Genomic DNA, 12,280 nt, shown 5'->3' with positions numbered 1-12,280 from the left:
GCGTTCTTACTGTATTTGCGAAACTGCTGCAATCCCTTCTTTAGCCGAAAGCAAACTCACCACACTGCCTATACTCAAAACATCAGCGGTAGCAATCGTAAAGGTAAGCGTGTGATTTTCGATGTCCTTTTCTACTTTTGTTATGCTCATTGACTTGCGTCGGAAGATAGCCGAGCAGATTTCTATAGTTTCAGCCACATTTAGTTCTTCTTCCTCATAAGTAACCTGAAAAACTCCTACAAAATTTCTCTTAATGAGCTGTGATTCCACTCTTTTGAGAAATATCATAATGATAAGCATAAAAACGATAGCCACCACAGCGATATTGTAAAAACCCCAGCCAATACCCAAACCTACGCAACCCGTAGCCCAGATACCCGCTGCGGTAGTCATTCCCGCAATACTTTCTCCGCGTTCTTTAATAATGCTACCAGCTCCCAAAAAGCCTATCCCGCTAATCACCTGAGCACCCAAACGCCCTAAATCGCTTTTGAAAAGAGCTGCCAGTTCAGGAAAATGTGCGTTAAAGTCAATAAGACTAATGCGTAATTGGTCTTGAATCATCGAAACTACCGCAGAGCCAAAGCACACGAGTATATACGTGCGAAAGCCAGCGGGCTTGTGCTTGCGTTCTCGTTCGAAGCCTACTAATCCGCCAAAGACTATTGCTAAAAGCAAGCGGAAGCACACCACCCCAAGGGAGAGTTCTCCTATGAAGTGTGTATTAGAAAAATCGTTTAAAAGCTCGTTCATAATCTAATCATATAATGAGCGGTAAAGGGACTATCTGAGTTTCCTCAGTCAGTCCCTTCCCTTTCTTAATCCAAAAATTGTTATTAACTTTTTCATCTTTGCCCCTTCACCACATTCCCCTTTTAAAAGGTTGTCCGCGATAGCCAAGTAAGTGAATAGGGAGATGTTATCCCCTAGTGCCTATGGCCTAAGGCCTAGTGCCTATTCCTCTTTCTTTCGCCTCGAAACCCCGTTTTTAATATTTTTACCCTTGTCGTATCACAGTATGAATCAACTACTTATACACCCTTCCTATACCAATCGTCCAAGATTCGTATAAGCTTCCTATAAGCTCTCTATAAGCTAACCCCACCCATCTTATAGCTCATTTTTTACTTTTTCCCTGAATCACCTCTTCCGAATCTCTCCGATATCTTTCTATCTCCTTAACTCTTCCCAATAAAGCCTTCTATCTCGTCTTACTTCCGTCCGACAAGTCCGAACCGTCCGAGAACTCCATTACTGCCTGTCGTGCTACGACCTGCCTCGTACCTTCTGTTCCCATTGCCAAGCCGAGTGCATCGCATCGTCCAAAGAGCTTTGGGCTTTCCAACCGAGTACGTTGTTAGCCTTATCAGTGTTAGCATAAGCAGCAGTGATATCACCAGCACGTCTACCTACAATTTGGTAGTTCAATTTCTTGCCCGATACCCGTTCAAAGCTTTGGATAACTTCCAAAACAGTACTACCTTTACCAGTTCCTATATTGAAGACCTCATAGTTTTCAGTATTCTTGCTTTCTAATAGGCGTTGAAGTGCAATCACGTGAGCTTTCGCCAAATCCACTACGTGAATATAATCGCGAATGCAAGTGCCATCAGGGGTAGGGTAGTCGCCACCGAAAACCGAGAGTTTCTCGCGCAAACCTATAGCCGTTTGGGTGATATAAGGCACTAAGTTTTGAGGTACGCCTAAGGGCAGTTCGCCTATTTCAGCCGAAGGGTGTGCCCCAATAGGATTAAAGTAGCGCAAGGCAATCGCGTTGAGCGAAGGAGTAACCTTGCAAGTATCGCTGATAATCTCCTCACTGATTTGTTTGGTATTACCATAAGGCGATTCGGCTTTCTTCACAGGAGCATTCTCAGTAATAGGCAACTCATCTGCTTGACCGTACACGGTGCAAGACGAACTGAAAATGAAGTGTGCTTTGGGCAACTTGCTCAGTTCTTGCAAGAGGTATACAAGGCTGGTAAGGTTATTTTCGTAATACAAAAGTGGTTTCTCCACGCTCTCACCTACCGCTTTAGAGGCAGCAAAGTGAATCACCCCTTGCACATCGCGATGACGCTTGAAGAAGTCTTGTACATCAGCTTTATCACGCAGGTCGAATTTCTCGAATACGGGCATTTTACCTGTAATTTTAGCAATGTGGTCTTTTACATTTTCTTGGGCGTTGGAAAGGTTATCAATGATAACCACATCAAAGCCTGCATTTTGTAATTCTACAACGGTATGAGAGCCAATAAAGCCCAACCCGCCAGTTACTACTATTTTTTCATTTGTTTATTAATTTCTTTTAGTTGTATTTCTTTATTACTTAGCGCACTTTTTTCTCAATCTTATCACGTTCTTTAGTACCTTTCTTGTCTTTTATTTCATCTAAGGCGTACATTTTCATCGTTTATTTGTTTTTAAGGTTCTTCTGTTCTTGTTCTCGATATTCTTTTACAAAATCTTTAAAAGGGGTAATATCAATAGTTGAAAAATCTGATTTATCATAAATAGAAATAAAAAGGACAGATGTAGTTTCTTCATCTGTTGCTATATTGAGAATAACTTCGTGAGTAATCACTCTTGCTCCTCCTCTTTTTCCTTGTTTTTTAGATGATATTTTAAGGCGTATCTTCCTATATCCACCTCCTAAACTATTCCCTAAAAGTGGATTTTCTTCATATTCTTTTTTAAGTCCCTCAATATCTTGTTTGAGGCTCTTGTACTTTTTAGCTAAAGTTTTTAATTCTTTAGCAAAATTGGGAGTTGCTTTAAATTTATAGTTCATTGAGCAATTCGTCTAAATCAATAGCTTCTTTTTTGCCAGTACGTATGTCTTCAGCCTCTTTTAACGCTTTAAAAAAACGTTTTTTGAGTTCTTTTTGTTCATTAAGTACAACATTTGATTTTGCACTATTTTCTTTAGTTTTAGTAATAGACACAAAATCAAGATTCTTAACGAATTCTATAAATGATAGAGCTTGCGGACTATTGTCTATGGTGATTGTGTAAGTCATATTGTTTTTATTTTATCGCCACAAAGGTACAAAAAAAGAAATGATTAGCAATAAAGTAGCTTATTTTTTGTGTTATTTCTTGCCTATTTTCATTACCATTTCTTCAAAAGTTTCTCTCGGTACGATAGCTTTATTGCGCACACGGGTGCGGTAGTTGTAGATGGTATTAGTAGAATAATGTAAGAAAGTGGCTATTTTAGAGCTATCGGTGATGCCTAAGCGGATAAGGGCAAAGATACGCAACTCGGGGGTCATTTCGTGAGGTTTGGGGGCAAAACGCTCGTCTTCGGCTAATAGAGCGTTGAACTCAGCGATAAAGTGTGGGAATAGATGTAAGAAAATATCGTCGAACAGCTTGTAGAACTCTTTCAGCTCTTGCTCTATCATCTCGGTAGAGCGGAGCACTTTGTTGAGTTCCTCCCAATTGCGGTCTTTTGCCTTTTTGGTAAGCATTTTTTGGTATTTCTCTAATTTGCTGATATACACTGAACACAAGTTGAAAAACTCGCCTATATAGGCTTCTTTTACTTCGTTGCTTTCGTTGAGTTGGGTTACTACCTCGCGCAGGTGTTCGTTGAGTTGCTCTAAATCTTGGTTTTTGTGGTAGAGTTCCTTGCGTATTTTGGCGATGCGCTTCATTTGGCGGGTAACCAATACTACGGCAATAATGAGGAAAACGGCAAACAATCCTACTAATAACAAGGCGTTGCGCAATTTGGCATTCTGACTGTGAATGCGTTCCTGATAGGCTTTTTCGATGATAGGGAAAATCTTCATCACCTCGTCGGAACGCAGTTGAGCGTTGCAAAAAGTAGCGTCTTCCATCGCCGATTTGATGCAAGTGTAAGCATTCTCTACTTCGCCTAATTGAAAAAGCGCTGAAGCAAGTTCGAGCATCGAGGCGTTTTCTTTAATAGCATCTTTAATGTCGCAACTCGCCGAAATAGCAAAGTATTCTATTTGTTTAGGGACATTCTTTTTCTTTTTGTAGAGCGTGCCGAGCACATAGCCTAATACGGCTTTTTCGTGTTCATCGGTGTGCATTAGGGCAAAGCGGTCGAGAAGGAGTTTTTCGGCTTCGTCATACCTGCCGGCATCGCTAAGCACACCGGCATAGAGAAGGATATAGTGAGTGGAATTCTTATCGACTAAATTGAGGAGGAGGTCGCGGTAAGCATTGCTTTTGGCGATATAGGTTTTGGCATCGGGGTTGTTGAAAGCGTAGTTGTTGTAGAGGTTGAGATAGCAGTTGTAGTATTGAATGAGCTGAGGTTTTTGCAGTTGTTCTTTATCAATAGCCCTGAGCAGGTCGGCAGCATCTAAGTAGTTGCCCGAAATGATGTAGAGAGAGGCGAGGGAAAGGCGGGAATCGTTTTGGAGGTCGGGTTTTTGGAGTTCTTCAGCGATGCGGATATTCTCTTTCACGTAGTACACCGCCGAGTCGGAGATATAAGTTTTAAACTCGTCGAAGAGGCGTTGGTTGATAGCATAGCGTTGCTCAGCAGAGGCATTGGGCACTCGTAACAAGTCGATAGCTTCCTTTATTTTGCGTTCTTTCTGCTGGGTGTATTTATCTTTCTGTTTGATAAGTGCAGTGAGGTTGTGAATGAGCTTTTGATTTTGCCCCATTTGCGCCAAAGCACAGTAGGGGAGTAGTAGGAGGGTTATGATAAGGCTTTTGTACTTCATTTTCAAACATTAATTTTCAGAGGCAAAAGTAAGAAAAATTAGCAAAATAGCAAATTTGTTTTGGTGGTTACAAAAAATAAATAGATTGTCCGAAAAGTCTCAAAATCACATTTGCATCGCTATACATTTGTCAAAGTTTTTGCCTGTGTGGCTCACACCTTTGGCAAAGTTGATTATGATAATCAATTGCTTTTAGTTACATTGTAGGGGCGATTTGCAAATCGCCTTCACAAAACAAAACTTTTCGGACAGATTTCTATTTCACTATTATTACTGTAATTGCTATCGTTTTTTTAATCCTTTGGCTTGTGTCTTATCGGTGAGGGGGTACAAGCTAATGGCATAACCCCCGCCTGCTACTGAGTGTAGGGTGAGTTTGCTCTTGTTGGTTACCAATACTTTTTGAATGGTATAGGCTTGGGGATTGGTTTGATAGTTAGCATCTTTGGCATCGGCGTAGATAGTGGCTACATAAGTAGTTTTGGGTTCTAAGAAACTGAAATGAATCTTGGAGGTAAAATCCTTACCAGCTGTATTGCCTACAAACCAATTGCGAGTGCCTTTGGCTTTGCGCGCCACAGTGATATAAGCCCCTGGTTCGGCTTCTAAATAGTGGCTTTCGCTCCAATCGAGGGCAACTTCTTTGATAAACTGAAAAGCATCGGGAAAACGACGGTAGTTCTCAGGAAGGTCGGAAGCCATTTGCAGCGGACTGCTCATCGTTACGTACAAAGCCAATTGGTTTGCCAAAGTGGCATTGCAGTGTGAATGGTTGTTGGGGTTGTTCTTGCTGATGTCCATCTCAAACACCCCAGGGGTATAGTCCATTGGTCCACCAATAAGTCGAGTGAAGGGCAACACGCACACGTGATTAGGCTTGCTACCGCCAAAGGCTTGGTATTCACCTCCACGTGCTGACTCGTTGCCTATAAGATTAGGATAGGTACGACACAAACCCGTAGGGCGCACAGCCTCGTGAGCATTCACCATAATGCGGTAGTCGGTGGCTTTTTTAATAGCATAAAGGTAGTGATTGTTCACCCACTGACTGTAATGGTTTTCACCTCGCGGAATGATATTCCCTACATAACCGCTTTTCACGGCGGGGTATTCGTATTTGTTCATCAGCTGATAGGCTTTATCCATAAAACGCTCGTAGTTGCGGATAAACGAGGAGGTTTCGTGGTGCATAATCATCTTAATTCCTTTGCTTTTGGCGTATTGGTGAATGCCTTCGATATCAAAATCGGGGTAAGGTGTTTGGAAGTCGAATACCAAATCTTTGGAATGTCCAAACCAATCTTCCCACCCAATGTTCCAGCCTTCTACGAGTACGCCATCAAAACCATTTTCGGCGGCAAAGTCGATGTATTTCTTCACATTTTCGGTAGTAGCCCCGTGCTTGCCGTGGGGTTTGAGGGTAGTGTAATCGGTTTTACCGATATGCACACTGGGTACATCGTAAGTATACGACCATTCTTTCATACCGGTAATCATTTCCCACCATACTCCTACGTACTTCATCGGGTGAATCCACGAAGTATCAGCCAAAGCGCAAGGTTCGTTGAGGTTGAGGGTGATATCCGAAGCTAAAATATCGCGGGCATCGTTGCTAACAATTACCGTGCGCCAAGGTGTTTGGGCAGGGGTTTGCATATAACCTTTGGCACCGTTGGCATCGGGGGTAATCCACGATTGGAACACGAAGGTCTTATCGTTGAGATTGAGATGCATCGCTCCGTAGTTCACCAAAGCAGCCTCGTGCAGGTTGATGTACAAACCATCGTCAGTTTTGAGCATTAAAGCGGTTTGTACGCCCGTATCTGAAAAGCCTGTTTGTGCTAAATTCGCCTGACGTCCTTTTTGGTTGATAGCGCGTATTTCGGAGAGGCGTGACTGCTGATAGTCGTACTCTTGGGTATCGTAATCGCCGGGTATCCACCACGCTCGGTGATCACCCGTCATTGCAAACTCGGAGCGTTCTTCTTTAATCACAAAGTAAGGCATTTGCTTTTGTTCGGGGAACTCATAGCGGAAGCCTAAGCCGTCGTCAAACAGTCTAAAACGCAGGTTCATTTCTCGGTGGGTATCCTTCTGTTTGAGGCTCACCAATAGTTCGTTGTAGTGGTTGCGAATGTTTTGGCTTTCGCCCCATACGGGTTGCCAAGTTTCATCAACGGTTGTATTTTGAGTATTCACCACTTCAAAGTTATGGTAGAGAGAGGTGTTTGCTCCCTCTTTTTTGGTGATTTCAGCGCCAAATTTCACTTCATTGGAGCTAAATAGTTCAATACCTAATCTACTCGGTTTAACCACTTCTTTTCCCTTGTAAAAAAGCGAATAGGTAGGAGTGCCTTCCGCGTTGAGCGAAAAAGAGAGTTTCAGTGCTTTGTTAGGCGAAAATAACTCCTGCGCTACTGCTGTAGCACAGGAGAGGATAGTTATTGTTATGAAAGTAAGAAATCTCATAAATTAGCAAATTTATTAATTAGCAAATTAGCAAATTTTCTCATTTGCTAATCTGCTAATTTTTTCATTAATACTCTATCACCACCATATCCCAATAGCTGAGGGAGGGGAGGGTGAAGGTAATTTGGTTGTTGTTATAGGTAAATTCTACGGCACGAGGAGCACCGCCAAAGAGGTCGGGGCTGGCGAATCACACTTTTTTGGGTTGTGCGGTTACAGCAACGGTAGTTTTAAGATCGGTTACTGTAGTAGGTTTCTTTTGAGTACCGTTGGTATCACGCCAGTCCATAGAGGTTACCCCGTTGAAATTGATAAGATGCACTATATCCTTGCCGTTCACGGTTTTGGTGAGAGCCGCCACTTTATCCTTTGCAGCAGGCCAAGCCACTATTGTAGCATTTTCGGCAGTTACCTGCGTTGAGGTATAGCTACCGCCATCGCGCAAGAGGTTTTGGTAAGCTACCAAGAAATCGTAGTAGGTGATGAGCGCTTTTTTGAGGTCGGCTTTCATTTGAAGGTTTTTGTTAGGGAAATACTCATTAGCGAGGTAGTGTTCGCCTATCTCTAAATGAGCCCCTCCAAAAGCAAAAATCACTGCATTGGCGAGCAATACGCCAGGTTCGTTTACAAAACCTGCATTCTTAGATTTTTCGTAATCCATATAGGCAGCCAACACGGTTTTGAGTTGGTTGTTGCTACGATTGTAGTTGTCGAGGATAATGTGAGCTAACTGGTCGTAGGTTTTTTCGTCCCATACTTCGGTATAAAGAAAATCCACTTTATTGGTACCTGCAATTTCAGTTTGACCGTATTGCCCTACCGCGTTCATCACAAGGCGTTTATCAGGGTGTGCGCTCTTCATCGCATTGATAAACGAAGCGTATTGAGGCAAGAGGTCTACACTATTGCCATTGTAATCATACACCGTGCCACGCCCTCCGAGTTGGTCGATATGATAGCCATCGAAACCAAAAACGGCATAGACATCGCTGTTGCGCCCTGCTAAGTAGTTTTGCCAGTGCGCATTACCAGGGTTGGTGAGGTAGATACTACTGCGGGCAAAGTCGCCTAATAGGTGTGCATCTTTCTCTTTATGCTGATTGTCTTTGTAGAGAAACCACTCTTTGGCAACTCCATCGGCTTCCGCATTTTTAAGCGCCCCAAAAGCCAAATTGTAGAACATCGCTTTCATACCCTTGCTATGAGCAGCACTGATATAGCCACGTACGGTAGAAAGAAAAGTGGGGCGTTTGAAGAGGTCAGGCCACTCATTAGCAGGGTTTTGAGGGGTGCCAGCCAGTGGTTTGTGGTGGTCGTACATCCAGTCGTAGAACTGAATGCCATTGATATGACAGCGATTCATAAAGTCGATATTCTTCTCGATAGGCTCGTTTTTGCCGTAAGAGGACAAGAAGCCGTAGCGAGGGAATTTTGTCCAATCGGAAGATACATCCACAGCGATACTGCCGTAAGTATTTTGTTTACCGCCAGCTTCTTGGTATATTTCCACCAAATAACCTCGATAGTCATCGGCAGGGGTTACCCATTGCCAAGAGGCGCTGGTAAGAGGTTCTTCTTTAATGATTTCGCCTAAGTGAGAGTAGCGCACTTTGTAAGTACCAGAGGGCATACTCGCCAAGGAGAAGCGCACCGTGCTACCAGGGGTGTAGACCGCCTTATCGGTGCTAATATCTATTTTCAAATAAGTTTCGCCGAATGTAATAGGGTTGTTGCTGGGCGTATCGTTCTTCTCGCAAGAGAAGAGGCTGAGCGTAGTGGCGAAGAATAGAGTATATAAGATTTTCATTTTCAATTGATAATTATTCCTCTCTCCCGTTCCCTCTCTCCCAAGGAGAGAGGGGCAATCCGCAGATGCGAACGGAAAGGAGGGTTGTTTAACACGTATAAAGATGTTTTGTTCTTGAACTCTCTTAAACTCCCTCCCCTTGGGGGAGGGCTGGGGAGGGGACTATTGCTTTTTGATTATCACCTTTTGGATGAGTTGGTTGAGGGTGATTTTGTAGGTGCCTGCTTCAGTGATTTTCCACTTGTTATCGGGGTTAGAGCCGTGGGCGCTGAAAATCATAGGTTCTTCTACACCGGCGGGTGCTTTATCAGCTTTAGCAGCCAAGAACCAGTCGCCACCCCAATCGCTTTTCTTGTCGCAAGAGAATTTGAGTTCGCCCGCTTTCAAGTCGCCTTCCCACGTAAAGACATTAGGATTGCCACTATCGACAGTCATTGCGATAGGATTGTTGATATCCCAACCCGCATCGGTAGCACTACCAATCATATACATTCCTGTATAAGGAGTGAAAGGCACAATGTCAATCTTCATTGTACGAGTGTTGAGCGTAATCTTGTAAGTACCTGCTGCAATTTTCCATTTGTTATCGGGGTCGCCTGCCCATTTCTTCACAGGGAGGTCGCTACCCTCAGCAGTATTATTTTCTTTCGGACGGAAAAATACTGCTGACCAATCACCTTCTTTAGTGCCTATTTTGAACTCACCTCCGTTGCCTAAATCGGCGTTGTAGTGGAACACAAATGGGTCTGTAGGGTCTACAGTCATTTTCTTGAAACTCCAACCGGTAGGTTCACCTACGAACCACAACTCGGTATATTCAGGAGCTTCGCCTTTGGTGATGCTTATGGTGAGGTTGATGAGGTTCACTTTCACGGTATAGACACCACTTTCGGCAATTGTAAATTTCTCATCACTCGTATCGGCATCGGTTTTGCGGAAGTGCAATTCGCTATTATTGCTGCCTTTGCCATACGATGGTATAAACTGACCTTTGGTAGTGATGAACTTGATCTCGCCAGCAGACAAACGTCCTGACCACGCAAACGCTTTAGGAGTACCCTCAACAGGTTTCATCTCTTCGGCTTGATCGGCACTCCAACCGTGAGGGGCAGCACTACCGATGATATAGAGCGTATTGCTGATAGGGGTGTGTGTTTTGAAAACCACCGTCTTCACATTGGTATGTTGTTTTATTCCCTCGCCAGAGGCTACTTGGGCAATGATGCGTACTTCCATCGTAACTTCAGTGTCTACCGCAACCTTGAAAGTGTTGAGCAAGAGGTTGTTGAGTTCCTCGTTTTTATACACTCTCTCATAGGCTTCACGACCTACATTCTCGCTGATACCTCCCGCAAAGTTGTTGCCTTGCACATCCATTTGGAAAGTATAGGTGATAGCGGCATTGGTGCCGTAATTAGAAGCTGCCGTCCAAGTGAACTTGATAGCTTCTTGTTCGGGGTTGGCAGCGTCTAAGGCTACATTTTCTTTAGGAGCTTTCAATTCAAAGGGTTTTCCCTCTTTGAAGAGCTCCATATAGTCCTCTTTTTTACATCCCGTAAGGAGCAGTATGAGGAAGGCGATGTATAAATGGTATGGTTTCATATTAGTTTATGTCCTCACCCCCTCCGTTCTCCCCCTCTCCGAAGGCGAGGGGGAGGGAAGCCGCAAAAGCGACAAGGGTGAAATTGTTTTTATTCGTTAATACTCACTTTTTCAGATTGTCTCCATTTTGGGGGACGGGGACTATACTGCCCGTGCGGCTCGCACTTACCAACCTGGGTTTTGGGTAAGGTTAGGGTTGGCGTCGCGGTCTTTTTGAGGGACGGGCAAGAGCAGGTGTTTCTCGCGGGCGTTGGTTTTGCCTATGGAGTGCAAGAAATTGAGTGCATACTGACCGTTGTCCCAGCGAATCATATCAAACCAGCGATGCCCTTCAAAAGCGAGTTCTATACGGCGTTCGTGGCGTATTTTCTCACGCATTTGCGCCTGGGTGAGGTTCTCTATATCAGCGCGACGGGTAAGACCCGCACGGGTGCGCACTTTGTACAAAGGCACTTCGGCTTCGGTGGTGCGACCCAATTCGTTGAGGGCTTCCGCTTTCATTAGGAGTACATCGGCAAAGCGGAGCGCTACAAAGTTGGCAGGGTTGGTATTGAAATCGGGAGACTGACTTAGTGGCACTAAAAACTTGCGCACGTTGTAACCCGTGTTAGACATTGAAGCGCGGTATACATTCCCTTCAAAATTAGGACAACCCTCATAGAGAATAGTCTTATCCTTACGGAGGTCGCCAGCCTCGTATTGGTCTACAAACTCTTGTGTAGGCTGATTCCACCCATAAGCACCACCTACCCAACCACTGTTGCGAGGACCCGTAAAAGTACTGAGCCAAGAGGCTTGGTTTTCTTCGCCCCAGAAATCGTCTTTGGTAAGTCCGTAGTACTGAATTTCAAAGATAGACTCGGCAGTGTTTTTGTTGCGTTCGGCAGCGCCAAAACAATCGGAATAATCAGGATTGAGGGTATAGCCAAGGTTTTCGACAGCGTTACACATTTCAAGAGCTTCGCTATATCTGCCCAAGGTGAGGTATACTTTGGCGAGCATACCCGCAGCAGCCCCTTTGGTAGCGCGACCTTTATCGGCATTGCTATATTGCTCGCGTGTAGGCAATAGGTTGAAAGCCTCTCTGAGGTCGGGGATAATCACCTCGTTGTATATCTTCATTTTACTTTGGCGGAAAGGCGTTTTGTTAGTCAAACTCTCTTTAGGGTCAAGCTGAAGAGGCACATCGCCAAAGAGTTGCACCAAAAGGAAATAGTAGTGTGCGCGGAGGAATTTGGCTTCACCGATACAGCGGTTTTTGATATCCTCGGGGATATTAGCAGAAGGCAAAGCTTTTAGAGCCGTATTGCAATAGAGAATACCAGGATTACAACCGCGCCATATTTCGAGCGCCAAAGGGTTATCGGCAGTTGCGTTGAAGTTGGAAAGAGTGATAGTTTCGAGTCCGTCGTTACCACCTCCAGCGCCTACGATGCTGTTGCCTGCTACGATATCAAGCGTCCAGAGGCGCATATTGTAGAGGTTAGAGCGTTGCAAGGGTTTATAAGCCGAATTGGTAAGGGCAATTGCCGATGCCGCATCGCTTATGTTTTCAGCACTTGAATCTTCATAAGGGGTCTTGTCCAAAAACTTAGAACAAGCCGTGAAGAGCGGAAATGCTAATAGGGTGATGTATAATATCTTTTTCATAATTAACAATTCTTAATTAACAATTAACAATTTGTAGTGATTC

Annotated in this window: 8 protein-coding genes and 1 pseudogene; all 9 read right to left on the bottom strand. The window is 44.1% G+C overall.

From position 1 onward, the window contains the following. Positions 1-6: 6 nt before the first annotated feature. The 9 genes and pseudogenes from C3V44_RS08055 to C3V44_RS08015 all read right to left on the bottom strand — a co-directional run bounded on the left by C3V44_RS08055 (position 7) and on the right by C3V44_RS08015 (position 12,237). Positions 7-753 carry an MgtC/SapB family protein gene (locus C3V44_RS08055; protein ID WP_106096121.1) on the bottom strand — a complete coding sequence of 249 codons (747 nt, stop codon included), beginning with the start codon at positions 751-753 and terminating at the stop codon, positions 7-9. A 513-nt stretch (positions 754-1,266) separates the two neighbouring features. Next, entirely contained in the window at positions 1,267-2,283 is a 1,017-nt protein-coding gene (gene galE, locus C3V44_RS08050) for a UDP-glucose 4-epimerase GalE (protein WP_106096120.1), read from the bottom strand. Between the two features lie 130 nt (positions 2,284-2,413). Further along, positions 2,414-2,791: a hypothetical protein gene (locus C3V44_RS08045; protein ID WP_048747837.1), complete on the bottom strand. Its 378-nt coding sequence runs from the start codon at positions 2,789-2,791 to the stop codon at positions 2,414-2,416. Beyond that, positions 2,781-3,020 carry a hypothetical protein gene (locus tag C3V44_RS08040; RefSeq protein WP_048747836.1) on the bottom strand — a complete coding sequence of 80 codons (240 nt, stop codon included), beginning with the start codon at positions 3,018-3,020 and terminating at the stop codon, positions 2,781-2,783. The genes C3V44_RS08045 and C3V44_RS08040 overlap by 11 nt, the downstream gene beginning before the upstream one ends. Before the next feature lie 72 nt (positions 3,021-3,092). Then, positions 3,093-4,709, bottom strand: coding sequence for a DUF6377 domain-containing protein (locus tag C3V44_RS08035; RefSeq protein WP_106096119.1), 1,617 nt, complete (start codon positions 4,707-4,709; stop codon positions 3,093-3,095). Between the two features lie 282 nt (positions 4,710-4,991). After that, positions 4,992-7,178 (bottom strand): glycoside hydrolase family 97 protein, encoded by a 2,187-nt coding sequence (locus tag C3V44_RS08030; protein ID WP_106096118.1) that lies wholly within the window; start codon positions 7,176-7,178, stop codon positions 4,992-4,994. Between the two features lie 67 nt (positions 7,179-7,245). Continuing rightward, positions 7,246-8,985: pseudogene (locus C3V44_RS08025) on the bottom strand (glycoside hydrolase family 66 protein). A gap of 162 nt (positions 8,986-9,147) precedes the next feature. Continuing rightward, a complete protein-coding gene (locus C3V44_RS08020; RefSeq protein ID WP_106096117.1) occupies positions 9,148-10,587 on the bottom strand; it encodes a SusF/SusE family outer membrane protein in 1,440 nt (479 codons plus the stop codon). Between the two features lie 165 nt (positions 10,588-10,752). Further along, a complete protein-coding gene (locus tag C3V44_RS08015) occupies positions 10,753-12,237 on the bottom strand; it encodes a RagB/SusD family nutrient uptake outer membrane protein (RefSeq protein WP_106096116.1) in 1,485 nt (494 codons plus the stop codon). Positions 12,238-12,280 lie beyond the last annotated feature (43 nt).

The organism is Capnocytophaga sp. oral taxon 864, assembly GCF_002998835.1.
In the GTDB taxonomy this organism is placed as follows: domain Bacteria; phylum Bacteroidota; class Bacteroidia; order Flavobacteriales; family Flavobacteriaceae; genus Capnocytophaga; species Capnocytophaga ochracea.
This window is presented reverse-complemented; position numbering and strand designations above follow the sequence as displayed.